This window comes from Bradyrhizobium sp. USDA 3262 (genome assembly GCF_054060035.1).
Map to the genome: position 1 here is coordinate 4,331,577 of NZ_JBSSCT010000001.1, position 24,130 is coordinate 4,355,706.

The 24,130-nt window shown below is 64.4% G+C and carries 23 protein-coding genes; 16 read left to right on the forward strand and 7 right to left on the reverse strand.

Going from position 1 to position 24,130, the window contains the following annotated elements:
• Nucleotides 1-98: 98 nt before the first annotated feature.
• Nucleotides 99-3,410 carry an autotransporter outer membrane beta-barrel domain-containing protein gene (locus tag ACVWYP_RS19760; protein WP_304499484.1) on the reverse strand — a complete coding sequence of 1,104 codons (3,312 nt, stop codon included), beginning with the start codon at nt 3,408-3,410 and terminating at the stop codon, nt 99-101.
• A gap of 373 nt (nt 3,411-3,783) precedes the next feature.
• Here ACVWYP_RS19760 and ACVWYP_RS19765 point away from each other — a divergent pair, with 373 nt between their 5' ends.
• Nucleotides 3,784-4,581, forward strand: a complete 798-nt coding sequence (locus tag ACVWYP_RS19765; RefSeq protein WP_028345242.1) for a helix-turn-helix transcriptional regulator — start codon at nt 3,784-3,786, stop codon at nt 4,579-4,581.
• A gap of 279 nt (nt 4,582-4,860) precedes the next feature.
• On the opposite strand, the gene ACVWYP_RS19770 is transcribed toward ACVWYP_RS19765, so the two are convergent.
• Entirely contained in the window at nt 4,861-5,367 is a 507-nt protein-coding gene (locus ACVWYP_RS19770) for a DUF2147 domain-containing protein (RefSeq protein WP_304499485.1), read from the reverse strand.
• A 133-nt stretch (nt 5,368-5,500) separates the two neighbouring features.
• On the opposite strand from ACVWYP_RS19770, the gene ACVWYP_RS19775 reads away from it, so the two are divergent.
• The 7 genes from ACVWYP_RS19775 (at nt 5,501) to ACVWYP_RS19805 (ending at nt 10,646) form a co-directional block, all read left to right on the forward strand.
• Nucleotides 5,501-6,058 (forward strand): DUF2975 domain-containing protein, encoded by a 558-nt coding sequence (locus tag ACVWYP_RS19775; RefSeq protein ID WP_176936754.1) that lies wholly within the window; start codon nt 5,501-5,503, stop codon nt 6,056-6,058.
• 11 nt (nt 6,059-6,069) lie between these two features.
• Nucleotides 6,070-6,312 carry a helix-turn-helix domain-containing protein gene (locus ACVWYP_RS19780; protein WP_369525583.1) on the forward strand — a complete coding sequence of 81 codons (243 nt, stop codon included), beginning with the start codon at nt 6,070-6,072 and terminating at the stop codon, nt 6,310-6,312.
• Nucleotides 6,313-6,494: 182 nt separating this feature from the next.
• Nucleotides 6,495-6,680 carry a periplasmic nitrate reductase, NapE protein gene (gene napE / locus ACVWYP_RS19785; protein ID WP_157345976.1) on the forward strand — a complete coding sequence of 62 codons (186 nt, stop codon included), beginning with the start codon at nt 6,495-6,497 and terminating at the stop codon, nt 6,678-6,680.
• Between the two features lie 44 nt (nt 6,681-6,724).
• Entirely contained in the window at nt 6,725-7,012 is a 288-nt protein-coding gene (locus tag ACVWYP_RS19790; protein WP_152977868.1) for a chaperone NapD, read from the forward strand.
• An 18-nt stretch (nt 7,013-7,030) separates the two neighbouring features.
• Entirely contained in the window at nt 7,031-9,544 is a 2,514-nt protein-coding gene (napA, locus tag ACVWYP_RS19795; protein WP_304499487.1) for a nitrate reductase catalytic subunit NapA, read from the forward strand.
• Nucleotides 9,508-10,011: a nitrate reductase cytochrome c-type subunit gene (locus ACVWYP_RS19800; RefSeq protein ID WP_456684132.1), complete on the forward strand. Its 504-nt coding sequence runs from the start codon at nt 9,508-9,510 to the stop codon at nt 10,009-10,011. The genes napA and ACVWYP_RS19800 overlap by 37 nt, the downstream gene beginning before the upstream one ends.
• Nucleotides 10,008-10,646, forward strand: coding sequence for a NapC/NirT family cytochrome c (locus ACVWYP_RS19805; protein ID WP_304499489.1), 639 nt, complete (start codon nt 10,008-10,010; stop codon nt 10,644-10,646). Before ACVWYP_RS19800 ends, ACVWYP_RS19805 begins: the two co-directional genes overlap by 4 nt.
• Nucleotides 10,647-10,762: 116 nt before the next feature.
• Here the strand turns inward: ACVWYP_RS19805 and frc are convergent, their stop codons facing one another.
• The 3 genes from frc to ACVWYP_RS19820 all read right to left on the reverse strand — a co-directional run bounded on the left by frc (nt 10,763) and on the right by ACVWYP_RS19820 (nt 14,617).
• Complete coding sequence (gene frc, locus ACVWYP_RS19810; protein WP_304499490.1) at nt 10,763-12,040, reverse strand: formyl-CoA transferase; 1,278 nt, start codon at nt 12,038-12,040, stop codon at nt 10,763-10,765.
• Between the two features lie 58 nt (nt 12,041-12,098).
• A complete protein-coding gene (oxc, locus tag ACVWYP_RS19815; protein ID WP_304499491.1) occupies nt 12,099-13,832 on the reverse strand; it encodes an oxalyl-CoA decarboxylase in 1,734 nt (577 codons plus the stop codon).
• 89 nt (nt 13,833-13,921) lie between these two features.
• Nucleotides 13,922-14,617 (reverse strand): GntR family transcriptional regulator, encoded by a 696-nt coding sequence (locus tag ACVWYP_RS19820; protein WP_050387017.1) that lies wholly within the window; start codon nt 14,615-14,617, stop codon nt 13,922-13,924.
• Between the two features lie 217 nt (nt 14,618-14,834).
• Between ACVWYP_RS19820 and ACVWYP_RS19825 the strand changes: the two genes are divergently transcribed.
• The 6 genes from ACVWYP_RS19825 to ACVWYP_RS19850 all read left to right on the forward strand — a co-directional run bounded on the left by ACVWYP_RS19825 (nt 14,835) and on the right by ACVWYP_RS19850 (nt 20,107).
• Complete coding sequence (locus ACVWYP_RS19825) at nt 14,835-16,964, forward strand: acetate--CoA ligase family protein (protein ID WP_028345231.1); 2,130 nt, start codon at nt 14,835-14,837, stop codon at nt 16,962-16,964.
• A gap of 276 nt (nt 16,965-17,240) precedes the next feature.
• Nucleotides 17,241-18,038 carry a sterol desaturase family protein gene (locus ACVWYP_RS19830; RefSeq protein WP_283071841.1) on the forward strand — a complete coding sequence of 266 codons (798 nt, stop codon included), beginning with the start codon at nt 17,241-17,243 and terminating at the stop codon, nt 18,036-18,038.
• Nucleotides 18,025-18,402 (forward strand): hypothetical protein, encoded by a 378-nt coding sequence (locus ACVWYP_RS19835; protein ID WP_304499492.1) that lies wholly within the window; start codon nt 18,025-18,027, stop codon nt 18,400-18,402. The genes ACVWYP_RS19830 and ACVWYP_RS19835 overlap by 14 nt, the downstream gene beginning before the upstream one ends.
• Nucleotides 18,403-18,414: 12 nt before the next feature.
• Nucleotides 18,415-18,612, forward strand: coding sequence for a hypothetical protein (locus ACVWYP_RS19840; protein ID WP_024579640.1), 198 nt, complete (start codon nt 18,415-18,417; stop codon nt 18,610-18,612).
• Between the two features lie 40 nt (nt 18,613-18,652).
• The gene (locus ACVWYP_RS19845; protein WP_304499493.1) at nt 18,653-18,961 is read left to right on the forward strand and encodes a DUF6166 domain-containing protein; all 309 of its coding nucleotides are present in this window, start codon (nt 18,653-18,655) and stop codon (nt 18,959-18,961) included.
• A gap of 36 nt (nt 18,962-18,997) precedes the next feature.
• The gene (locus ACVWYP_RS19850; RefSeq protein WP_453946072.1) at nt 18,998-20,107 is read left to right on the forward strand and encodes a Zn-dependent alcohol dehydrogenase; all 1,110 of its coding nucleotides are present in this window, start codon (nt 18,998-19,000) and stop codon (nt 20,105-20,107) included.
• Nucleotides 20,108-20,113: 6 nt separating this feature from the next.
• On the opposite strand, the gene ACVWYP_RS19855 is transcribed toward ACVWYP_RS19850, so the two are convergent.
• Nucleotides 20,114-20,872, reverse strand: coding sequence for a GntR family transcriptional regulator (locus tag ACVWYP_RS19855; protein ID WP_304499494.1), 759 nt, complete (start codon nt 20,870-20,872; stop codon nt 20,114-20,116).
• 105 nt (nt 20,873-20,977) lie between these two features.
• A complete protein-coding gene (locus ACVWYP_RS19860; RefSeq protein ID WP_304499495.1) occupies nt 20,978-22,387 on the reverse strand; it encodes an MFS transporter in 1,410 nt (469 codons plus the stop codon).
• 360 nt (nt 22,388-22,747) lie between these two features.
• Here ACVWYP_RS19860 and ACVWYP_RS19865 point away from each other — a divergent pair, with 360 nt between their 5' ends.
• Nucleotides 22,748-23,155, forward strand: a complete 408-nt coding sequence (locus ACVWYP_RS19865) for a hypothetical protein (protein WP_016842371.1) — start codon at nt 22,748-22,750, stop codon at nt 23,153-23,155.
• 152 nt (nt 23,156-23,307) lie between these two features.
• Nucleotides 23,308-24,087 carry an NYN domain-containing protein gene (locus ACVWYP_RS19870; RefSeq protein WP_304499496.1) on the forward strand — a complete coding sequence of 260 codons (780 nt, stop codon included), beginning with the start codon at nt 23,308-23,310 and terminating at the stop codon, nt 24,085-24,087.
• Nucleotides 24,088-24,130: the final 43 nt, after the last annotated feature.

Below are 24,130 nucleotides of genomic sequence, written 5' to 3' on the forward strand. Positions count from 1 at the left end.
TTTGCATAGCAGCATTCACGACTGTGCAATGCAGCAAAATCGACTGATCGGCATCCCGGATTGGCGTGGAAGGGGAGCAGCCCGGCGGCGCCGCCGGGTCAGAATTTCCAGCTAAAACTGGCCTTTACCGAGTGATCCTGGACCCGGTCGGCGAGCTGGCCGACATAGGCGATGCCGATGCTGGCCTGCGGCGTGACCCGCAGGTCGAGCCCGCCTTCGACCAGCGCCGCGTTCCGCGCCAGCGGGACGCCGGCCACGGTGAATCCGGTTCCCAGGCTCTGGAACGCGAGCGCCGCCATCGGGGTCACGTCGCCGAAGGCGTACTGCCAGGCCACCGAGGCGCGCGGCGTCAGCTGCATGCCGTTGGTGAGGGCGAAGCTGGTGGCGATGCGGGCGCCGAGCGAGGAGTAGCCGACATCTTGGTTGCTGCCGGCGCCGAGCAGCGCGGCGGCGCCGCTGCCGCCGGTCTCGGCGAAGCTGTCGGTGTTGAGGTGGGCCCAGGCGAGGCCTGCGAACGGCTCGAGCGCGGCGCGGCCGAGCGATAGCCCATAGCCGATCTCGCCGAACACCTGCGCCGTGGTCGCGTCATAGCGGGCGCGCGCCGTGTCGAAGAAGCCCGGGAACACGATCGAACGGCTGGTGTCGAGCGTGCTGAAGCTTGCCGAGGCGCCGCCGCGCAGATTGACCGCGCCGTAGCTCGCGCCGACATAGCCGGCGAGATGTGCGGTCTCGATATCGGCCGAACTTGTGCGATCGCCGACATGAACCGACGAGCTGGTGTAGCCGCCGGCGATGCCGGCGATCCAGTTTGGCGCGAATCTGTGATCGACGCCGCTGAAGAAGCCGGCGAGGTCGCGCGTCATTCCCGCGGCATTGCCGTCGCCGTTCAACCGGCCCCAGGCGCCGACCCCCTGTGCCCAGAACGTGGTGTCCGGAATCTGCGCAGGACGCGCGAGCGGCGGCGCCTTGACCGGAAACGCGGACCGCTCGGTGCCGGCATAGGCGAGCGCGGTGCTCACCGACAGCTGGTCCATCGCAGCGGTCTGCGGGCCACCCGAACCGAGCGCCGCCATCGGTCCGCTGCTGCCGGCGAACGAAGCCTGCCGCAGACGGCCGAGCACGGCGTCGCGCAGATAGCGCGAGTCGTCGAGCATCGCGGTCTGCGCGCTGGCATGCACTTCGCCGGACAGCGCATCGAACGCCTGCCGCGCGCCGGCGGCGCCCTGGTTCAGCACGGCGACCATCAGCGGAGCGCGCTGCTGCCCGCTCGCATCCAGCGCGCCGGCCACGGCGATCTGGTTCGGCGTCGTTGCGACGCTCGTGAGCGAAGTGGCGTTGCGGGCGAGCGTCAGGAAGACGTCGTTGGCGTCGTAGCTCAGCGTCGGGGTGAGGAATGTCAGGCCGCTGGTGACGTCGCTGAACGTGCCGTTGACGCCGCCATTCGCGGTGAGGACCGTGTAGACCGTCTGCGGCGCATAGGTGCCGGTCTGCGCCAGCGCCAGCACATTGCCGCCGGCGAGCGTCGCGGTGCCGGTGACGACAATCTTGTCGGACTGGCCGGCCGCATTGGCCTCGACCTGGTAGATCGAGCCGGCCGCGAAGCTGACATTGCCCGACACGTTCAATGTGCCAATCGAGTTGCCCGGCGCCACGGTGCCGCCGCTCGCAATGCTGAGGTTGCCGACGGTGCCGTTGCCGCCGAGCGTGCCGCCGGCATTGACTGTGGTCAGCAACGAGGACGCGATCGAGCCGTTGACGCTGAGCGTGCCGCCGTCGACGGTGGTGGTGCCGGTGTAGGTGCTGTTTGCGGTCAGGATGGTCTTGCCGGCCTCCACCAGCACCGACCCTGCGCCTGATATGGCCGGGTCGAAGCTGTAGTTCGCAGACGTGTGGTTGAAGACGATGCTGCCGGTGCCGGCGCCGAACGTGACGGTCGGCGTGTTCAACGTGCCCGGCCCCGCGGCAACCTGGCCGAGCCCGGCGCCGATGTTGACGGTGCCGGTCGAGCCGGCCTGATTGGCAACACCGAAAAGCGGCGTCGTGACGATACCACCGTTCTGGATCGTCAGCGTGCCGGTGCCGGCATCGCCGACGAACAGCGCGAAGCTGTTGGTCCAGGACGAGCCGGAGCCGGTGACCGTGGCCGTGCCTTTCGAGCCGGCAAGGAAGCCGATGTCGCTGCCGATCATGCTGGCCACCGCGCCGTTCCGGATGGTCAGCGTGCCGGTGCCGCCACCTCCGACATTGAGAATGCCGCCGTGGGTCCAGGACGAGCCGGGGCCGTCGATCGTCACCGTGCCGTTCGAGCCTGCAATGACGCCGATACCGGCAATCCCGCGAGTCGCGCTGGGGGCGCTGGTGACCGTGGCGCCATTTTGAATGTCGAGCGTGCCGGTGCCGGAGTAGCCGACATACAGGAAGTCAGCGCTGCTCAGGGACGAGCCGGCGCCGGTGACGACAACGTTGCCGTTGGAGCCCACATTGGAGCCGATGAAGGTCGTGTCGTTGCTGACCGCGCCGCCGTTCTGGATGTTGAGGAAGCCGGTGCCGACATAGCCGACATGAAGCTCCTTGCCGACGAGAAGCGATGAACCGGCGCCATCGACGGTTACGGTGCCGTTGGATCCGAAGATATAGCCAAGGTAGGCATTGGAGCCGGCGCCGTTGCTCACGCCGCCGCGGTTCTCGATGTTCAGCGTGCCGGCGCCGGCGGTGCCGACGTAGAGTTCGGCGGAGTTGGTCCAGGACGAGCCGGGGCCGGTGACGGTGACGGTGCCGCTCGAACCGGGAACAAAGCCGACGCGGCCGTTGCGATCGCTCACGGTGCCGCCAGCCTTGATTGTCAGCACACCGGTTCCGTTTGCGCCGACAGCGAGATCGTCAGTCATGTTCCAGGACGAGTTGGGTCCGGTGACCGTCGCAGTCCCGCTCGAGCCAGGCAAAGACCCGATCAGGCCGTTGGTACCGGCCACGGTGCCGCCGTTCTGGATCGTCAGCGTGCCGGTGCCGGCCACGCCGACAGTGACACCGGGACTGAACCACACCGAGCCGAAGCCATCGACCGTCACGGTGCCGTTCGAACCGGCATTGTTTCCGATGAAGCCATTGACGTTATTCATCGTGCCGCCGCCGCTGATCGTCAGCTCGCCGATGGCGTTTTGGCCGATATAGAGGTTAGTGGCCTGCCCCGCGGTCCCCGCGATCGTCGTGGCATGCGGCGAGGTGGTGTCGATCACCGCATTGTTGGGGGAGGCCGGAAGGGTGTTCGGGAGCCAGTTGGTCGGGTCGGTCCAGATCGACGAGTTGGCACCGGTCCAGACGATGTCCGCCGCATGGGACGGTACCGGCGTTACCGTGAGCAGCGCGAGCGCGACCAGCGATGTCGTGCCCAGCAGGGCGCCGCGGAACAACGCGCGCCCGTGGCGCGCGAGCGATTTTGCCTCGAAACAATCAGCGCGTGTGTCGTCGAATTGTCCTACAGCGGGACGTTCCGCTGCGTCTTCCAATGGGGTCACCGCATTCAGTCCCGGTAGTAACTCGAATTGTTGCAACTTTCGCCGGGCCATGCGTGTTGCTGCCCCAGACGACGTCGCGCGATGTGTCGGACTCGACACAGCGCAGAGATTCCGTAATCGAATGCGATCTGGCCATTACCCTAAGGGGTATACCAACGCGCGCACGAACGATAAGACGGCGAGCGAGGCTTTGCTGCAACATGTGGGCACGTCGTGACGTTGCAGCGATCGCCAAAAAATCAAATCAAACCTGGTCGATCAGAATCCCATGCAACGGGACAGCAAGCTCAACGACGAGATCATTCGTCTCTACGAATCTGAGTCCAACCTGCACACGCTGCCTGGTGTCCTGTTCGCCGGCGTCGGCCGCCTGGTCGATGCGGAGGTGGTGAGCTTCACCGAGTTCCATCGTCCGAGCTGGGATTTCCGGTCGTTGATTTCGGTCGGCGACGATCCGGAGGTTCGTGCCCGCGGCATGCAGGCGTTTGCGAAGCACATGCATTCGCATCCGTTCTGGCAGCACGATCCGGCGTTCTATGGCGAACGCGCGCTGCGCGAGTCGGATTTCTTCAGCGACGAGGAATTCGTCGAGCTGCCGATTGCCAAGGAGGTGTTCCTGCCGTCGGGGGCGCGGCGGATCATGGGGATCGCGTTCGAGCACGCCGGTTATGTGGTCACGGTTGTCGGCCATCGCGTGGTGGGACGGCCAGCGTTCAGCGACGAGGAGCGCGACCGGATGCAGGGTTTTCGTCCCCACATCCTACGCGGCTACCGCCAGGCGCAGGAGCGAACGCTGGCGGCGCTGACGCCGAGCGACCGCCTGCGGCTGGCATTTCCTGCGCTGACGCCGCGCCAGATCGAGGTGGCGTCGTGGATCGCCCAGGGCAAGTCGAACGAGGAGATCGCTGCTATCCTCGGCGTTGGGCTCGATGCCGTGAAGGCGCACGTCAAGGCGATCAACAGCAAGATCGATTCCGACAGCCGGCGCGCCGCGATCGTCATTGCCCACACCACGCCGCCCTTCGCCGACCTGCCGCCGCTGTGGAAGCTCGGCGTGGAAGGTTGAGGGCAGGCGGCTAGTGTCCCGAATCCGAAGTTCGCATCATTTGCCGCACCTTCGGAGCGAACTTCGGATTCGATAAGGACACTAGCAAACTTATGATTCTAGTGTGCTTTATGAATGCGAAGTTCGTGAAAGTGGCTGCCGCGAAATCGCACGAACTTCGCATTCAGCACACTAGTTCATAAAAGAAGGCCGCCCAAATGCGGCGGCCTCGAGTGAGCGGGTTTGCTTTTCTTCTTGGCCGATGAAGGGTCGGGGCCAAGTCCCTTCACCGCGTTCGCTTCACCGCGTCCAGTCTTCGCCGGCGCACAGCGTTCCCATGCAGCCGCGAACATTCAGCGTGCCCGGCGAGACCAGCGTCACCGAGCTCTCATAGGTCTTGCCGTCATCGGCGTTGTAGATCCGGCCGGCCCATTTGTTCGGTCCGGCGGACTGCATGTTGATGAACAGCGATATGCCTATGACCGGCCGGGTGCGCTGCGCGGGATCGGCGTTCTTGTCGTCGAGCTGCGGCTTGCCGGTGGCCTTGTCCGTTGGCTCCTTCAGCCAGACGACGCGGCCGCACAGCGCGCTGCCGCAGCGATGGATCTTGATCCTGGCGTCGCCGGACTGGGTCAGCCAGACGCCGGCCGGATCGTTGGCCTTGTCGCTCGCCTTGGCGGCATCGGCGGGGCTGCCGAGCAGCGGGATGTGGAACGCGGCCACGATCAGGCGGCGCGTGAGGTGAGCGTGGATCAACTGCTTCAGGGCTTTGCGCCGGCCGTTTTGGTCTGGGATTACCGTCATCATCCACCTTTTCATGAAAAATTTCATGATAAACATGAAATAAATCACGTTTAAGGTTGAGTCAATGACATTGCCTGGGCATGATGTGATCCGGCCGTAACGGCTTTTTTGGCAAAGAAGTTTTCGGATGGATGCGATGGGGAAATCGGTTCGTGAGCAGCGCCAGCTCTGGTTTCGAAGGCTCGATCGGGCGTTCTGGTTGATCTGGGCGGCGCTGCCGGTCGTGCTGTGGCTGGCCTATTACCGCACCACCACCGCCTCGGCGACGATCGCCGAGAGTCTGATCGGCGAGCAGGCGAAGTGCGCGGCCATCGTCGCCAACCCGCTCACCATGTCGGCCAAGGGCCAGGTGCTGTTCTGGTCGCTGTTCGCGCTTGGGGTATCGTTTTACGCCGTGCTGATCGGCATCCTACATCGCATGGTCAACCGATTCGCCAACGGACGGATATTCGTGTCCGAAACGCTGCAGGGTGTCTGGTGGATGGGGATCTTCCTGGTGGTCTGGCCGTTTGTGGATACGATCACGACCATCGCGGTGACCTATGCGCTGTATCAACTCGGCGACATCAAGTTCTTCCTGCCGAGCTACGGCGTCGACGTCGGCACCGTCGCAGGCGGCGTGTTCCTGATGGCGCTGAAATTCGTGATCGAGCAGGCCATCCTGTTGCAGTCCGAAAACGATCTGACGATCTGAGGGTGATGCTTGTGCCCATCGTGGTGAACCTCGATGTCATGCTCGCAAAGCGCAAGCGCCGCCTCGGAGACCTCGCGGACGCGATAGGCATTTCGATCCAGAACCTGTCAATCCTGAAGACCGGCAAAGCCAAGGCGATGCGCTTCTCGACACTGTCGGCAATCTGCCGCGAGCTGGACTGCCGGCCGGGGGATATTCTGGAATACGTGCCGGGGGATGAGGGCGGGGACGGCGAGAACGGCGAGGGTGGTTGATCCGGCGTGCGATTGATTGCCAGGCAGCGTCGTCTCGTTCACCCGAGATATGTTTGCTGCGTGAGGCCATCGCTCCGCACTTTGATCTGAATCAATGTCCGCTCACCGCCGCTCCTTAGGTTCATGTCCAAGGCAGCGGCCCGGATGCCGTCCCCCCAACGTCCCACGTGAGAGACACGATCATGGCGGTCGCAGACGGCGACGCAGATGTACGGCGTCGCCGAACGCGAATGGAGATCTTCGCCTTCCTGTTCCTGACCGCCATCCTGATGCCGGGGCTCGCGGTCGCGACGGTGGGGTCATACGGGCTCGCGGTCTGGATCTACCAAATGGTGGCCGGCCCTCCCGGTCCGCCCCCGCCGCATTGACAGGGAGAGACATCGTTGTGCGCAAGACCGCGATCAATCGCCGTATGTTGATTACCGGCCGCGCCTTGACAGCGGAGCGCGTCGTGGCGCCACCCGGGGGTGAGATCGCCAGCATCCTCGTGCAGGCCCGGCCCGAGCGCCTTGATGCGGTCGAAGCCGATATCCTCGCCGTTTCCGGTTGCGAGATTTTCGGCCGCGACCCCAGAGGCAAGCTCGTCGTGGTGGTCGATGCACCCGATGCCGGCGCGCTCGGCGCGACGTTGAACACGATCGCTCTGCTACCGCACGTCCATTCCGCCTCGCTGGTGTTTCATGCCATCGACGTCTGCTGAAGTGCCGGGAGGCAAGCCATGACCGAAACCAAGCTCGACCGCCGCCAGATGCTGAAGCTGGAGGCCGCCGCGATCGCCGCAGCGGCCGGCGGAATGCCGGTTGCGTCGGTCGCGGCAAACCTCGTCACCGAACGCGATGCCAGCGAACTCGACTGGAACAAGGCTCCCTGCCGCTTCTGCGGCACCGGCTGCAGCGTCATGGTGGCAACCAAGGACAATCGCGTCGTCGCCACCCACGGCGATATCAAGGCCGAGGTCAATCGCGGCCTCAACTGCGTGAAGGGTTACTTCCTCTCCAAGATCATGTACGGCCACGATCGGCTGACGCAGCCGATGCTGCGCAAGACCAACGGCAAGTACGACAAGAACGGAGACTTCACCCCGGTCTCGTGGGACGAGGCGTTCGACATCATGGCCGAGAAGTTCAAGGCGGCGCTGAAGCAGCGCGGGCCGAGCGGCATCGGCATGTTCGGCTCCGGCCAATGGACGGTCTGGGAGGGCTATGCGGCTGCAAAACTGTTCAAGGCCGGGTTTCGCTCCAACAACATCGATCCCAACGCGCGCCACTGCATGGCTTCCGCCGTGGTCGGCATGATGCGCACCTTCGGCATGGACGAACCGGCTGGCTGCTACGACGACATCGAGGCCACCGATGCCTTCGTGTTGTGGGGCTCCAACATGGCGGAGATGCACCCGATCCTGTGGACGCGGGTGACCGACCGCAGGCTCTCGGCGGCGCATGTGCGGGTCGCCGTGCTTTCGACCTTCGAGCACCGATCGTTCGACCTTGCCGACATCGGGATCGTGTTCACGCCACACTCCGATCTCTACATCCTCAATGCGATCGCCAATCACATCATCAAGACCGGGCGCGTGAACAAGGATTTCGTCACCGCGCATACCGTGTTCAAGCGCGGCCAGACCGACATCGGCTACGGCCTGAGACCCGATCATCCGCTGCAGAAGAAGGCGACGGGCGCGGCCAAGGCCAACGATGCCACCGACATGAGCTACGACGACTACGTCAAATTCCTCGCCGATTACACGCTGGAAAAGGCGGCGAAGATGTCGGGCGTTCCGCTCAATCGCCTGGAGGCGCTGGCCGAGCTCTACGCCGACCCGAAGACCAAGGTCGTCAGCTTCTGGACCATGGGTTTCAACCAGCACACCCGCGGCGTCTGGTGCAACAATCTGGTCTACAATCTTCACCTTCTGACCGGGAAGATCGCGGAGCCCGGCAACAGCCCGTTTTCGCTGACCGGGCAGCCCTCGGCCTGCGGTACCGCACGCGAGGTTGGCACCTTCTCGCACCGCCTCCCGGCGGACATGGTCGTCACCAACAAGGCGCATCGCGACAAGGCGGAGGAGATCTGGAAGCTGCCGGAAGGCACGATTCCGGACAAGCCGGGCTATCATGCGGTATTGCAAAGCCGGATGCTGAAGGACGGTCTGCTCAACGCCTACTGGGTGCAGGTCAACAACAATTTGCAGGCCGGTCCCAACATCAACGAGGAAACCTATCCCGGTTTCCGCAACCCCGACAATTTCATTGTGGTTTCGGAAGTCTATCCGACCGTCACCGCGCTCGGCGCCGACTTGATCTTGCCGACCGCGATGTGGGTGGAAAAGGAAGGCGCCTATGGCAATGCCGAGCGGCGCACCCAGTTCTGGCACCAGCTCGTCACCGCGCCGGGCGAGTCGCGTTCGGACCTCTGGCAACTGACGGAATTTTCCAAGCGTTTCAAGATCGAGGAGGTCTGGCCGGAAGAGTTGCTGGCAAAGAAGCCGGAGTATCGTGGCAAGACGCTGTTCGATGTGCTCTATCGCAACGGCCAGGTCGACAAGTTTCCGGTCTCCGACATCGCGTCGGGCTACGCCAACGACGAATCCAAGGCGTTTGGCTTCTATGTCCAGAAAGGACTGTTCGAGGAATATGCCAGCTTCGGCCGCGGCCATGGCCACGATCTCGCGCCGTTCGATGCCTATCACGGCGAGCGCGGGCTGCGCTGGCCCGTCGTGAACGGCAAGGAGACGAAGTGGCGCTTCCGCGAAGGCTCGGACCCGTATGTCGGGCAGGGCAGAGGCGTGCAGTTCTACGGTTTTGCCGATGGCAAGGCGCGCATCTTTGCGCTTCCCTACGAACCGCCGGCGGAATCGCCTGATAGCGAATACCCCTTGTGGCTCTCCACCGGCCGGGTGCTGGAGCATTGGCACTCCGGCACCATGACCCGCCGCGTGCCCGAACTCTATCGCGCGTTTCCCGAGGCCGTCTGCTTCATGCATCCGGATGATGCGCAGGAGGCCAAGCTACGACGCGGCGATGAGGTCAAGGTAATCTCTCGCCGCGGGTTCATCCGGGCGCGGCTGGAGACCCGCGGCCGCGATCGGCCGCCGCGAGGTCTGGTGTTCGTCCCCTGGTTCGACGAGTCGAAGCTCATCAACAAGGTGACGCTCGACGCCACCGATCCGCTCTCGCTGCAGACCGACTTCAAGAAATGCGCCGTGCGCATCGAGAAGGTGCTGCCGTCATGATCAGGAACCTGCGCGTCGTTCTGCTCGTCCTGGCGATAGGGGCCGGCACCGGCACATTGGCGGCGCAATCGCTCAAATCCGGGCTGCGTGGGCCGACGCCGCTCGATAATGAAGGCCCGGCTCCGCCGATGATGCCGACGCGCAATACGTCCGAGCGGGAGGTCAGGAACTATCCCGAGCAGCCACCGGTAATTCCGCATTCGATCGACGGCTACCAGATCGATCTGAACAGCAACAAATGCCTGTCCTGTCACGCGCGTGCCCGCACCGGCGAGTCGCAGGCGCCGATGGTCTCGATTACTCATTTCATGGATCGCGACGGCCAGTTCCTTGCGTCGATCTCGCCGCGCCGTTTTTTCTGCACTGAATGTCACGTACCGCAGAGCGTGAGCAATCCGCCCGTCAGCAACGACTTCGTCGACATCGACACCATGCTGAGCCGCGCGGCTCCGGGCGGCCGTCGATGAAGGCGGCCGACCCGCAAACCTCGAAGGAGGGGTTCTTCCGACGCGCATGGGCCTTCGCGCGCGAGCTGTGGGACGTGCTGGTGCGGCCGAGCACGGTGTTCGGGCTCGGCGTGCTGGTGATCGCGGGTTTCGTCGCCGGCGTTGTTTTCTGGGGCGGCTTCAATACCGCGCTCGAGCTGACCAATACTGAAAAATTCTGCACCGGCTGCCATGAGATGCGCGAAAATCTGTTTACAGAGCTGAAGTCGACCATCCATTTCACCAATCGCTCCGGCGTCCGCGCCACCTGCCCGGACTGTCACGTTCCGCACAACTGGACCGACAAGATCGCGCGCAAGATGCAGGCCTCGAAGGAAGTCTGGGGCCACCTGTTCGGTGTCATCGACACCCGCGACAAGTTCGTCGACAAGCGGCTCGAGCTCGCGCTGCATGAGTGGGCGCGTTTCAAGGCCAACGATTCACTCGAATGCCGCAACTGTCACAGCGCGGAATCAATGGATATCACCAAGCAGTCGCCGCGCGCTTCGGTGGCGCACCAGCGCTTCCTGTTTACCGGCGAGAAGACCTGCATCGATTGCCACAAGGGCATTGCACATCACTTGCCCGACATGCGCGGAGTTCCGGGCTGGCAATGAGCGGCGGCTTTCGCCGGGGACCTTGATCGCTCCACGACGCGGAACTGACGACCAGCCGGAACGAAAATGGCCGCGGTTACCCGCGGCCATTTGTGTTTCTGCTTGAGTGCGAGCCTTTACTCGGCCGCCTGCTTGCGCGGCGGGTCGAGCGCGCCGGAGTCGTGGATCTCGGCGACCTGGTGATCGCTGAAGCCGAGCACCTCGCGCAGGATCTCGTCGGTGTGCTCGCCGAGCAGCGGCGAGCGCTGAACGTCGCTCGGCGAATCCGACAGCTTGATCGGGTTGCCGACCGAGACGTACTTGCCGCGGGTCGGGTGATCGACCTCGACCACGGTGCCGGTCGCGCGCAGCGACTGGTCTTCCGCGATCTCCTTCATCGACAGGATCGGACCGCAGGGGATGTCGTCCTTGTTGAGGATCTCCATCGCCTCGAACTTGGTCTTTGTCATCGTCCACTGCTCGATGCGGCCGAAGATCTCGTTGAGGCGCGGCAGGCGGGCCGGCGGCTTGGCGTAGTTCGGATCGGTCTTCCAGGTCGGCTCGCCGATCACGTCGCAGATCTTCTCCCAGACCTGCGCCTGGGTGATGAAGTAGATGTAGGCGTTCGGGTCGGTCTCCCAGCCCTTGCATTTCAGGATGCGACCGGGCTGGCCGCCGCCGGAATCGTTGCCGGCGCGCGGCACGGCGTCGCCGAACGGAATGCCTTCGCCGAACTGGCTGTATTCCTTCAGCGGCCCATGGGCGAGGCGCTGCTGGTCGCGCAGCTTGACGCGCGCAAGGTTGAGCACGCCGTCCTGCATTGCGGCGGTGACCTTCTGGCCCTTGCCGGTGCTGGTGCGCTGGTGGAGCGCAGCAAGGATGCCGATCGCGAGATGCAATCCGGTGCCGGTGTCGCCGATCTGCGCGCCGGTGACGAGCGGCAGGCCGTCGCGGAAGCCGGTGGTCGAGGCGGCGCCGCCGGTGCACTGCGCGACGTTCTCGTAGACCTTGCAGTCCTCATACGGGCCGGGGCCGAAGCCCTTGATCGAGGCGACGATCATCTTCGGGTTGAGGCTGTGGATCTTCTCCCAGGGGAAGCCCATGCGATCGAGCACGCCGGGACCGAAATTCTCGACCAGCACGTCGCACTGCTTGATCAGCGCCGTCAACACTTCCTTGCCCTTCGGGTTCTTGGTGTCGAGCGTGATTGAGCGCTTGTTGTGGTTCAGCATGGTGAAATACAGGCTGTCCACGTTCGGGATGTCCTGCAGCTGGCCACGCGTGATGTCGCCGACGCCGGGACGCTCGACCTTGATCACGTCGGCACCGAACCAGGCCAGCAATTGCGTGCAGGTCGGACCCGACTGGACGTGGGTGAAATCGAGAATGCGAACGCCCTTCAGCGCCTTGGTCATAATGTTTGCTCCGTACTCTGTCTGCCCCTGCACCCGCAGGGAGTGATGGGGTTAGGGGTTACTTCTTCTTCTGCAGAACGCTCTGCGGATTGAGGTTGCCGATGCGGCCGCTCTCCGAGCCCGCCGCCGGGTCGATCACCGCGTTGATCAGCGTCGGCTTGCCGGAATCCAGCGCCGCATTGACCGCGCGCTTCAACTCGTCCGGCGAGGTGGCGTTGACGCCGACGCCGCCGAAGGCTTCCATCATCTTGTCGTAGCGCGAGCCCTTGACGAACACGGTGGTCGCCGGATCGTCGCCGGCGCTGTTGACGTCGGTGCCGCGATAGATGCCGTCATTGTTGAAGATCACGACGCAGATCGGCAGCTTGTAGCGGCAGATGGTCTCGACCTCCATGCCGGAGAAGCCGAACGCACTGTCGCCCTCGACCGCGAGCACGGGCAGGCCGGTCTCGACCGCCGCGGCGATCGAATAGCCCATGCCGATGCCCATCACGCCCCAGGTGCCGACGTCGAGCCGCTTGCGCGGCTTGTGCATGTCGACGACGCCGCGGGCGAGGTCGAGCGTGTTGGCGCCCTCGTTGACGAAGATGGTGTCCGGACGTTCCGCGATGATGGCGCGCAGCGCGCCGAGCGCGCCGTGGTAGTCCATCGGCGAAGCGTTGCTCATCAGCTTCGGCGCCATCTTGGCGACGTTGTCGTCGCGCTTCTTGGCGATGGTCGAGAGCCAGTCGGAGGGCGCCGCGGTCCAGTTCGCGCCCATGGCGTCGAGGAACGCCGACACGCAGGAGCCGATATCGCCGACCACGGGGGCGACGATCTCGACGTTGGAATCCATTTCCTTCGGCTCGATGTCGACCTGGATGAACTTCTTCGGAGCTTCACCCCAGGTCTTGCCCTTGCCATGCGAGAGCAGCCAGTTGAGGCGGGCGCCGATCAGCATCACGACGTCGGCTTCCTTCAGCACGGTCGAGCGCGCCGCACCCGCGCATTGCGGATGCAGGTCGGGCAGCAGGCCCTTGGCCATGCTCATCGGCAGGAACGGCACGCCGCTCTTCTCGACGAAATTCTTGATCGCCTCGTCGGCCTGCGCGTAGGCCGCGCCCTTGCCGAGGATGATGAGCGGACGTTTTGCGTTCTTCAGCACGTCCAGCGCGCGCTTGACCGAAGACGGGGAGGGGATCTGCTCGGGCGCGGCGTCGATCACCTTGACCAGCGACTTCTGACCGGCGTCGGCGTTCATCACCTGCGAGAACAGCTTTGCGGGCAGGTCGAGATAGACGCCGCCCGGGCGGCCCGACACCGCGGCGCGGATCGCGCGCGCGAGGCCGATGCCGATATCCTGGGCGTGCAGCACGCGGAACGCGGCCTTGCACAGCGGCTTGGCGATCGCGAGCTGATCCATCTCTTCATAGTCGCCCTGCTGCAGGTCGACGATCTCGCGCTCGGACGAGCCCGAAACCAGGATCATCGGGAAGCAGTTGGTGGTGGCGTGGGCGAGCGCGGTGAGGCCATTGAGGAAGCCGGGCGCCGACACCGTGAGGCAGACGCCGGGCCGCTTGGTCAGGAAGCCGGCGATCGAGGCCGCATAGCCGGCATTCTGCTCGTGGCGGAACGAGAGCACGCGAATGCCCGCCGCCTGGGCCATGCGGCCCAGGTCCGTGATCGGGATACCCGGCACACCATAGACGGTGTCGATGCCGTTGAGCTTGAGCGCATCGATGACGAGATGGAAGCCATCGGTCAGTTCTTGCTCGGTGCCCGGTGCCTCGGACTTCGTAGCGGTATTCAGCATCGGCATCGTCTCCCTGGTCGTTCTTTGTTCGGACGATCTGATTGTCGTCTGAAGCGGGTGTGGACTCTCAAACTTAAGTGAACGGTTCTCTACGTGAATAATTCTTGGCCGTGCGCCTCGACATAGGCGGCAAGCCCAAGCGTGTGGTCGCGCGCGCGCTTCTCGGCAAGCTCGGTGTCGCGCGCTTCCAGCGCCTCGATGATCCCGAGATGCTCGGGCAGCGAGGTCGCGGTGCGGTCCTTGCGGCCGATCGTGAGCTGGCGATAGCCGCGCACATGCAGCAGCAGGTCGTTGGTGAGGTCGACCAGAACGGGCGATTCCGACAGCGAGATCAGCGCCTGGTGGAAGGCGATGTTGGCCTTGGAATATTCCTCGACGTGATCCTGCGGCAGGCGATCGTCGCTGAAGTCCTTGAAGAAGTCGCGCAGCGCCGAGATGTCCTTCTTGCGCGCGGTGGTCGTGATCAGGCGCGCCGCCATGCTCTCCAGCGCCGCCCAGGCGCGGATCATGTCGACGATCTCCGCCTTGGTGCGGCGGACCACGACGATGCCGCGGCGCGGCACGGTCTTCACGAATCCGTCCTGCTCGAGCATCGCGATCGCTTCGCGGATCGGCGTGCGGCTGACGCCGAGACGCTCGGACAGTGCGCGCTCGTCGAGCATCACGGGCTCCGGCGTCGCGTAGATGTCCATCTTCAGGATCGCTTCCTTCAAGGCTTCATAGGCCTTGTTCTTGAAGCTCGTCTCCGGCGCGATCCGGACGATGGCGATATCTGTGTCAGCCATGGTGGGCGACGCCTTGGTCTGTTTCGGTTCTGGCACGACTCGTCTCCTCCTCTTGGAGACGTCTTCTTAGCAGAAGAAATTACCTTAGATTTTTGGCATGCCAAATACCAGAATGTCAAGCTACCTATATTTTTCGATCTTTTTGGACCTCGACCGACCTTGACAATTGCGTTTTTGGCATACCAAATGCCACGAAATCTGTCCCAGGAGGAAGCCAATGTCAAATTCGAAGGATGCGGTCCGCAAAATTCTCGATGCGGTCAGGGCCGACAAGCGCACGAGCCTCACCGCGCCCGAAGGCAAGGTGGTGTGCGACGCCTACGGCATTCCGGTGCCGAAAGAGGGCGTCGCCAAGTCGGCGGCCGAGGCTGCCCGCATCGCCTCCGACATGGGCTTCCCGGTCGTGATGAAGATCGTCTCGCCCGACATCCTCCACAAGACCGAGGCCGGCGGCGTGGTGGTCGGCGTCAAGAGCGCCGCCGAGGCCGAGAAGAGCTACGAGACCATTCTCGCCAACGCCAGGAAGTACAAGGCCGACGCCAAGATCGAGGGCATCCAGGTCCAGCAGATGCTAGGCGGCGGCACCGAGGTGATCGTCGGTTCGATCACCGACGGCTCGTTCGGCAAGCTGGTCGCCTTCGGCCTCGGCGGCGTGCTGGTCGAGATCCTCAAGGATATCACTTTCCGCCTCGCGCCCGCGACCAAGGACGATGCGCTGTCGATGCTCGACGGCATCCAGGCGCATGAGATGCTGAAGGGCGTGCGCGGCGGCGATCCGGTCAACCGCGAGGCGCTCGCCGACGTCATCGTCAAGGTGTCGCAGCTGGTCAGCGATTTTCCCGAGATCGTCGAGCTCGACCTCAATCCGGTGTTCGCCACCAGCAAGAATGCGATCGCCGCCGACGTCCGCATCGTCGTCGACTTCAACTACAAGCCGCGCCCGGCGCCGCGTCCGACCGAAGAGATCGTCGCCGCGATGAACCGCATCATGCAGCCGAAGGGCGTGGCGGTGATCGGCGCCTCCGCCGAGGACGGCAAGATCGGCAACTCCGTGATGAAGAACCTCATCAACGGCGGCTACAAGGGCGAGATCTATCCGATCCACCCCAAGGCCGACGAAATCCTCGGCTACAAGGCCTACAAGAGCGTCAAGGACGTGCCCGGCGTGATCGACACGGCAGTGTTCGCGATCCCGGCAAAGTTCGTCGCCGGCGCGCTCGCCGAATGCGGCGAGAAGAAAATCCCCGGCGCGGTGCTGATTCCCTCGGGCTTTGCCGAGGCCGGCGCGCCGGAATTGCAGGCCGAGATCGTCGAGGTCGGCAAGAAGTACAATATCCGCCTGATGGGGCCGAACATCTACGGCTTCTATTACACGCCGGCCAATCTCTGCGCGACGTTCTGCACCGCCTATGACGTCAAGGGCCACGCTGCGCTGTCGTCGCAGTCGGGCGGCATCGGCATGGCGATCATCGGCTTCTCGCGCTCGGCCAAGATGGGCGTGTCGGCGATCGTCGGCCTCGGCAACAAGTCCGACATCGACGAGGACGATCTGCTCGCCTTCTTCGAGCAGGATCCCAACACCAACCTGATCGCGCAGCACTGCGAGGACCTCAAGGACGGCCGCGCCTTCGCGGAAGCCGCCAAGCGGGTCTCCAAGAAGAAGCCGGTGGTTGTGCTGAAGGCCGGCCGCACCTCGGCCGGTGCGAAGGCGGCCTCGTCGCACACCGGCGCGCTCGCCGGCAACGACAAGATCTACGAGGACGTGTTCAAGCAATCGGGCGTGATCCGCGCCCGCAGCCTGCGGCAGCTGCTCGAATTCGCCCGCGGCGTGCCGGTGCTGCCGACGCCGAAGGGCGAGAACGTGCTGATCATCACCGGCGCCGGCGGCTCCGGCGTGCTGCTCTCCGACTCCGTGGTCGACAACGGCCTGTCGCTGATGCAGATGCCGCCGGATCTCGATGCGGCGTTCCGCAAGTTCATCCCGCCGTTCGGCGCGGCCGGAAATCCTGTGGATATCACCGGTGGCGAGCCGCCGATCACCTACGTCAACACCGTGAAGCTCGGCCTGTCGGACGAGCGCATCCACGCGCTGATCCTCGGCTACTGGCACACCATCGTGACGCCGCCGATGGTGTTCGCGCGCAACATGGTCGAGGTGAAGAAGGAGATGGAGGCCAAGGGCTTCGTCAAGCCGATCGTCGCCTCGCTCGCCGGCGACGTCGAGGTCGAGGAAGCCGCCGAATATCTCTACCAGAACGGCATCCCGGCCTACGCCTATTCGACCGAACTCCCGGTCGAGGTGCTCGGCGCCAAGTACAAGTGGGCCCGCGGCGCCGGCCTGCTCTGATCTTCTGATCTGTCGAACGCCACAGGCCGCCTCGGACACCGTCCGGGGCGGCCTTTTCTTGGGCTGCCCCCATCTGCAACGTGCCGCCGAGATGGGCGGGAAGGGCGCGATCAGCCCGATCGCGCGAAACCGAGCCAGGCTTTCCTGATCCTCTCCTGCGCGGGTTCCGTGCACCATCTTCTTTTTCCGGAACCACCCGCGACAGTCGAAGGCGGCTTGCCTTCCGCATCTGATGTGCTACTGATATGTCAGTTAACGCGCGATGGAGGACCCACGATGGAGTTGGCTGCAACAGGGATGACCGACCGCCAGCGCAAATATCGCGCGACCTACCGCGAGCGCGTGGTGGGCTGGTACAATGGCTGGCTGCATGTCGTGCTGATCTACACGATCGGATTCACGGCGCTGTACGTCTATCTGGCCAATGTGCACGACGTGAAATGGTGGGAATACCTCACCATTCCCGTGGTCTTCCTGATCGCAAACTTCTTCGAATGGGCGGTGCACCGCTTCGTCATGCATCGGCCCTCGAATGTGCCCTTGCTGCGCGCGGTCTACAGCCGCCACACGCTGATGCACCATCAATTCTTCACCGAGGAGGAGATGCGCTTTGCCGATCATCACGACTGGCGCGTCACTTTCTTTCCGCCCTATGCGCTGGTGGTGTTTACCCTGATGTCGATCCTGCCGGCGATCGTCGCGGGCCTTGTGATCTCGGCCAACACCGGTTGGCTGCTGATCACCACGACGACCTCGATGTACCTGATCTATGAATTCATGCACTTCTGCTGCCACGTCGAGGAAAATGCCTTCGTGCGCAATATGCCCTTCGTCAACACCATCCGCCGGCATCATACCGCCCATCACAACCAGTCGATCATGATGGAGCGGAACATGAACCTGACCTTCCCGGTGATGGACTATGTGTTCGGCACCTCCGATCTCAATCGCGGCCTGCTTGGCCACATCTTCAACGGCTACAGCACGCGCTACGTGAAGACCGACATGCGCCGGACGGCGCGGACGCCGCGGGTCGTGGCGAAAGAGCAATCGGTGCCGCATGCCGCAGCTTGAACCCAATCTCGCAGGTCTCGCCTGGTTTGGCCTGCTGTGGAGCGTGTGCTGCATCGGCTTCCTGCAGCTGGCCGGCATGTATCCGCTGCGCGGGCGCGCCGTTCTGCCGGTGACGATGACGACCATCGTGTGGGTGATGTTGCTCGCCGGCACGCTGGCATTCGCGGCGGCCGAATTGCGCTGGACTACCGTCGTTGTCGTCGGCGGCGTGCTGTTCCTGTTTTTGCCCGGGCTGTTTCAGGCGCTGCCGGAATGGTGGCGCGACGGACGCGCGGGATTGCGGCTGTCCTGCTGTGCCATGATCGCTGCGCTCGCGCTGCTGCTCCGCGTGGCGGCGCCGTCCTTTCCCACGTGGTTGATCTGAAGGGAGGTCTCGATGCCAAGCCACATCAAGCTCATGCTGTCGCTGGCGTGCCTCGCCACGGCGGCCTGCGGTTACTTTTTCATGGTCTATCTGGGCCAGCAGGGACCGAGCTATGCGGTCGCCTTCCTCGGCGTGTTCGCCACGGTCGCGATGTGGATCTTCCCCGAGGTCGTCAAGAAGGACCTCAAGATGCGTCCGCCAGGATCCTGACCGAGCTCCTGATATGATGCTGCAGCACAGGGAGGATCCGATGGCGAGCTATACCGGGGACCGCACCATCGACGGCATTTCGGTGCTGGTCGACGGCAAGCCGCTGTCACCGCATTACGACCAGCTTCGTCTCACCGAGCACGGTTTTGAATGGAGCTACGAGGGGCCCGAGCCGGCACAACTGGCCTTCGCGCTGCTCTATGATCATCTGCACGATGCCGCTGCCGCGAAAGCGCTGCACGAGCCGTTCATGCGGCGCGTCGTCGCCAATTTCGACAATGAATGGGAGCTCTCCTCGGTCGATCTCGACGAGGCGGTCGCAGCGCTGCGGTCCGGACAGACGGCCTGAGCCCGTGCTGATGTCCCCGGCAGAGAATTTTTCGAAATGACCCTGACCTGCCGCGCGGCGGTGCTGCATCAAAGCGGAACGCCGCTCTCCGTCGAGCGCGTGTCGCTTGCGCAGCCGATGCCGACCGATGTCGTGGTGAGGGTGCGCGCCGCGGGGCTCTGCCACACCGACCTCGAAGTCATCGACGGATCGTTGCGCTATCCCTTGCCGATGATCCTCGGGCACGAGGCCGCCGGCGTGGTCGAGGAAATCGGCAGCGCGGTGCGCGACATCAGCGTCGGCGATCGCGTCATCCTGTCCTGGAATCCGCATTGCGGGCACTGCTTGCACTGTGACCGTGCGCAGCCGATCCTGTGCGAGACCTATCTCGCGCGGGGCGCGGAAGGTGTGCATTTCGACGGCGCGTCGAAGGCTCAGCTCGCGGACGGCCGCAACCTGGCGCACCTGATGTTCCTCGGCGCGTTCTCGGAATATGTCGTGCTGCCGGCGCAGCAGGCGATCGTCGTGCCGAACGACATTCCGTTCGACCGCGCGTGCCTGATCGGCTGCGGCGTCATGACCGGGGTCGGCGCCGCGCTGAACGTCGCCGCCATCGGGCACGGCGATACCGTGATGGTCACCGGCTGCGGCGCGGTCGGGCTGGCGGCGGTGCAGGGCGCCCGGCTTGCCGGCGCCGGTGCTGTTATCGCGGTCGACCTCGATGATGCAAAGCTGGCGCTGGCGCGGCAGCTCGGCGCCACGCACGTCGTCAACGCGGCGCGCGAGGACCCGGTGCAGTTCGCAAAGGAGGCGACGCGCGGGCGGGGCGCTGACATCATCCTCGAAGCCGCGGGCCATCCGCAGGCGTTTCGGCAGACCGCGGAGGCGGTGCGGCCGGGCGGCGAGGTGATCTGGCTCGGCAAGATCGACGTCACGCAAGACGTGAGTTTCCGCTGGGGCGCGTTGATGGGCGAGAAACGATTTCGCCGCTCGAGCTACGGCGGCGCGCGGCCACGGCGCGACTTCCCCTTGCTGGCGCAGGCCTATCTCGACGGCCGGCTCAAGCTCGACGAACTGATCACCGGCCGCTGCAGCCTCGACGGCATCAATGACGGCTTCGAGGCATTGCGGCGCGGGCGGTCGATCCGAACGGTCGTCGAGCTCTAAGAGCTGTTACAGCGTCGAACGCGCAAAACTCTCGATGTAGTCGATCAGGCTGTCGGAGGCCGCGCCCGCGGCGTCGACACGGCGCTCGGCGATGGCTTCGGCGACGTCGGCATGCAGCCGCGCCGCAAGCGGCAGATCGGCCGCTTCCTTGTAATGCTGGTACCAGAACCGGCGCGACAGGCCATGCATCAGGCCCATCGCGCGGGAGGCGAACTCGTTGCGCGACGCCGTGGAGATCAGTGTGTTGAACTGGTGATCCAGCCGCATGAACAGCAGGTCGTCGGATTTCTCCGCTGCGCGCCGCATGCCGGCGGCGATCTGGGTGAACTGCGCGCGCTGTTCGGTGGTGGCGCGCTCGGCGGCGCCGCGCGCCATCAGCCGTTCCAGCTCGCGCCGGACTTCGAGCAGGCGCAGCTGGGCCCTGAGGTCGATCTCGGACACCAGCACGCCGCGGCGGGCCAGGATATTGACGAGGCCGTCGCGCGACAGGCGCTGCAAGGCTTCGCGGATCGGGGTTCGGCCGATGTCGAGCCGCTTGGCGAGTACGAGCTCGGAGAGCGCGGTGCCCGGCGGCAGTTGCAGCGTTACGATCAGCTCTTCCAGCTCGGCATAGGCGCGATCGGTGAGCGTGACGTCGCTTTGCGGGAGAGGGGCCGGCGCGGAACCGCGCGGCTTGTCGCCGGCGGCGGACGATTGCCGTGCCGGCCGGCGGCTCCCTGCTGCGCGCGCGCGCACCGTGCTGGATCGTTTGTTCGAATGTGCCATCAGGATCGTGAGTGCTGCTGTACAGCAGATATCTCACACGCCCGATGGCAATGACAAGGCCGGTCGATCGGCCTAAGCCAAATCGGACGGCGCGCAGCGCGCCCATCAGTGCGAAATGCTTTCCAGCGTCCGGCCGCGGGTTTCCTCGCCGAGCAACAGCACCGCGAGCGCCGCCACCACGAACGCGCCGGCGCCGAGCGCAAACACGCCGCCTTGTCCGGCGGCCGGCAGGATCACGCCGATCACATAGGGGCCGATCAGCGAACCGATTCGGCCGACCGCGGAGGCAAAGCCCGTTCCGGTGGCGCGAACATGGGTCGGGTACAGTTCGGGCGTATAGGCGTAGAGCGCCGACCACATGCCGAACAGGAAGAACTGCATGCAGAGGCCGGCGATGATGAGCTGGGTCTGGTCCGCCGCCGAGCCGTAGAAATGGCAGGCGATCGCGCCGCAGAGCAGGTTCATCACCAGCGTGGCCTTTCGGCCCCAGGATTCGACGAGCCACGCCGAGACCAGGAAGCCGGGGATACCCGCGAGCGAGATCAGGATGGTGTAGAACACCGATTTGGTGATCGGGAAGCCCTTGGCCTGCAGCAGCGCGCCGAGCCACGTGGTCAGGCCGTAGAAGCCGAGCAGCGCGAAGAACCACAGGGTCCACAACATCGTGGTCCGCTTGGCGTAGATCCCCGAAAACAGCGTTCTCAGGCCGGTCACTTCGGACGCGGGAGTGGCGGCCTGGCGCACCACCGGCGGCAGGTCCTTGCCGCCGAGACGATCGCGGACCCTGGATTCGATGTCGCGCACCGTGGCCTCGGCCCGCTCCGAATAGCCGTGCGAGGCGAGCCAGCGCGGCGATTCCGGAACGAAGCGGCGCACCACCAGCACGAAGACGGCTGGGATCGCCTGCAGGATGAAGACCCAGCGCCAGTCGGCGACCTGCAGCACGAAGTAGGTCAGTAGGCCCGACGCGATGAAGCCGAGCGGCCAGAATCCTTCGAGGAACGCGATGTAGCGGCCGCGGTTGCGTGCCGGCATGATCTCCGAGACCATCGACTGCGCGACCGGAAACTCCATGCCCATTCCAAAGCCGAGCAGCAGGCGGGATGCGCCGAGCGCGGTCGCAGTGGTGGACAGACCGCAGCACAGGCTGCCCAATCCCCAGAAGATCATGCTGACCTGGAAGACGCGGGCGCGGCCGAAACGGTCGGCGAGCAGGCCGGCGGACGCGGCGCCCACGAACATGCCGAGGAAGCTCATGCTGGACAGCAGCCCGGCTTCAGCCGTCGACAGGCCGAAGGTCTGGCGGATCGAGCCGAGCACGAAGGTGAGCGCGGCAAGGTCCATGCTGTCGAAGAACCACGCGGTCGCGATGATTCCAAAGATCCAGCGCTGATAGGAGGTCAGCGGCAGGCGTTCGAGCCGTGCCGCGATGTCGGCGACCTGCTGCGCCTGCGCGGTTCGCGCAACGGCCGGAGCCCGGCTTCCGGCTGCTGCGGTGACGTCGGAAATGGTCATTGCTGCCTCCCCAAGTGGATGCTGACGGCTCTTTTCGGCCTTTTCATAAAATGTCACACGAATAGCAGTGATATGTCAATTGAAGATCACGCGTGAATTGACGGCGGCCCGGGCTGCGGCGCCGGATGGGGCTACAAACAAATCGACGCGTGGCGCGGTCCTCCCGTGATCCGGTCGACCATGCTTGCCGCTTCGGGCATCCTGCGAAGCGGCATCAAGAGCCGGTTAACGGCATCCGGGAAATCGGGGGCTAACGGATAATCCGGCTTTAATGGGAAGCCGACTAAACGTCACGTGGTTGCAAAGTACCGGATGCCTGGAGGTATCCGATGTTGCGTCGGGCGGAGGCGTTTTCCCCATATGTCAGTTCAGGCCGATTTGGATTTTGCGAGCGACGATCGCGCGAGGGCGCAGATCGGCGCGGCGGTGAGCTATCTGCTCAGGGACGCGACCGGCGTCACGCGTGAGCATGCCGTCGAGACGATTGTCGAGATGGTGCGCGACATCGCAAGCCGGCCGCCCACTGTCGAAGCGGCATCGATTCAGCCGCTCATGAGCGGCGTCACCTATCGGGATTTTGTGATCGATGCCTACCGGCGCGATGTCGATCGCTGGCGCGCGACCATCCGCCGTTCGAACGGCAAGAAGATACGGATCGCTTCGCCGCCGTCCGTGCGCGACGAGGCGACGACCACAGCGGACGCGATCACCGCCGAGAAGGCGATCGAGTTCGCGAGGCGGGCGATCGACCTGGGCGAGGTGATCTGATCTCGCCGCCTCAAGGCTGGCCAACGCCGCAGAAGTCCGGCGATGCACTGAGCCTATGCTTGGGACGCGCGATGTGCTCCGATACGACGGTGCGCCGGTTCCGGAGCCGTCTCGTGGAGCCTTGATCCATCGTGTCCCAGCCGAGAAATGCCATGCCTTCCGAACTCCGTTCGCCTCGTCTGGCCGTCCTGATCGACGCCGACAATGCATCTGCAAAGATCGCCGATGGGCTGTTCGAGGAGATCGCCAAGATCGGCGAGGCCAGCGTGCGCCGCATCTACGGCGACTTCTCCAATCCCAGGTCCAAGGGCTGGGCCGACATTCTGTCGAAGCACGCCATTATTCCCCAGCAGCAATTTGCCTATACGACCGGGAAGAATGCATCCGATATCACCTTGGTGATCGACGCCATGGACCTGCTGCACAGCGGCCGTTTCGACGGCTTCTGCCTGGTGTCGTCGGACAGCGATTTCACCAGGCTTGCCGCCCGCATCCGTGAACACGGAATCGACGTGTTCGGGTTCGGCGAGCAGAAGACGCCGGAGAGTTTTCGGCAGGCCTGCCGCCGGTTCGTCTATACCGAGAATCTGCGCGGCGGCGCGCCGAGCAATCAGGATGCCGCCGTGCGGGCCCAGCCGTTACAGCCGCCGGAGGCCGCCACGCCCATCCTCAAGAAGATGATCGGCCAGATGGCAAGCGAGGACGGCTGGGTGACGCTTGGCGAGGTCGGACGGCAGCTCGCCAATTTCGCGTCGGATTTCGATCAGCGGACCTACGGCTTCCGCACCCTCGGCGAACTGGTTCGCAGGACCAACGCTTTCGAGATCGAGTCGAAGGGCGGGACGATGCGAATCCGCATCAAGCCATCAGCTGCACGGCCGCCAAGACGGCGAGCTCCAAGACGGCGAGCCGATCAAAAACCGCCGGAATGAACGGCGCGCAGCGCGCTCCTGTTCTGAACTATCCCTGAATCTG

Bases quoted from the DNA above. Each gene is read 5' to 3' on its own strand.
- ACVWYP_RS19765 (WP_028345242.1), top strand. From the start codon at position 3,784: ATGCAACGGGACAGCAAGCTCAACGACGAGATCATTCGTCTCTACGAA.
- ACVWYP_RS19770 (WP_304499485.1), bottom strand. From the start codon at position 5,367: ATGATGACGGTAATCCCAGACCAAAACGGCCGGCGCAAAGCCCTGAAG.
- ACVWYP_RS19775 (WP_176936754.1), top strand. From the start codon at position 5,501: ATGGGGAAATCGGTTCGTGAGCAGCGCCAGCTCTGGTTTCGAAGGCTC.
- napE (WP_157345976.1), top strand. From the start codon at position 6,495: ATGGCGGTCGCAGACGGCGACGCAGATGTACGGCGTCGCCGAACGCGA.
- ACVWYP_RS19790 (WP_152977868.1), top strand. From the start codon at position 6,725: ATGTTGATTACCGGCCGCGCCTTGACAGCGGAGCGCGTCGTGGCGCCA.
- napA (WP_304499487.1), top strand. From the start codon at position 7,031: ATGACCGAAACCAAGCTCGACCGCCGCCAGATGCTGAAGCTGGAGGCC.
- ACVWYP_RS19800 (WP_456684132.1), top strand. From the start codon at position 9,508: ATGCGCCGTGCGCATCGAGAAGGTGCTGCCGTCATGATCAGGAACCTG.
- ACVWYP_RS19805 (WP_304499489.1), top strand. From the start codon at position 10,008: ATGAAGGCGGCCGACCCGCAAACCTCGAAGGAGGGGTTCTTCCGACGC.
- frc (WP_304499490.1), bottom strand. From the start codon at position 12,040: ATGACCAAGGCGCTGAAGGGCGTTCGCATTCTCGATTTCACCCACGTC.
- oxc (WP_304499491.1), bottom strand. From the start codon at position 13,832: ATGCTGAATACCGCTACGAAGTCCGAGGCACCGGGCACCGAGCAAGAA.
- ACVWYP_RS19820 (WP_050387017.1), bottom strand. From the start codon at position 14,617: ATGGCTGACACAGATATCGCCATCGTCCGGATCGCGCCGGAGACGAGC.
- ACVWYP_RS19825 (WP_028345231.1), top strand. From the start codon at position 14,835: ATGTCAAATTCGAAGGATGCGGTCCGCAAAATTCTCGATGCGGTCAGG.
- ACVWYP_RS19830 (WP_283071841.1), top strand. From the start codon at position 17,241: ATGGAGTTGGCTGCAACAGGGATGACCGACCGCCAGCGCAAATATCGC.
- ACVWYP_RS19835 (WP_304499492.1), top strand. From the start codon at position 18,025: ATGCCGCAGCTTGAACCCAATCTCGCAGGTCTCGCCTGGTTTGGCCTG.
- ACVWYP_RS19840 (WP_024579640.1), top strand. From the start codon at position 18,415: ATGCCAAGCCACATCAAGCTCATGCTGTCGCTGGCGTGCCTCGCCACG.
- ACVWYP_RS19845 (WP_304499493.1), top strand. From the start codon at position 18,653: ATGGCGAGCTATACCGGGGACCGCACCATCGACGGCATTTCGGTGCTG.
- ACVWYP_RS19850 (WP_453946072.1), top strand. From the start codon at position 18,998: ATGACCCTGACCTGCCGCGCGGCGGTGCTGCATCAAAGCGGAACGCCG.
- ACVWYP_RS19855 (WP_304499494.1), bottom strand. From the start codon at position 20,872: ATGGCACATTCGAACAAACGATCCAGCACGGTGCGCGCGCGCGCAGCA.
- ACVWYP_RS19860 (WP_304499495.1), bottom strand. From the start codon at position 22,387: ATGACCATTTCCGACGTCACCGCAGCAGCCGGAAGCCGGGCTCCGGCC.
- ACVWYP_RS19865 (WP_016842371.1), top strand. From the start codon at position 22,748: ATGTCAGTTCAGGCCGATTTGGATTTTGCGAGCGACGATCGCGCGAGG.
- ACVWYP_RS19870 (WP_304499496.1), top strand. From the start codon at position 23,308: ATGCCTTCCGAACTCCGTTCGCCTCGTCTGGCCGTCCTGATCGACGCC.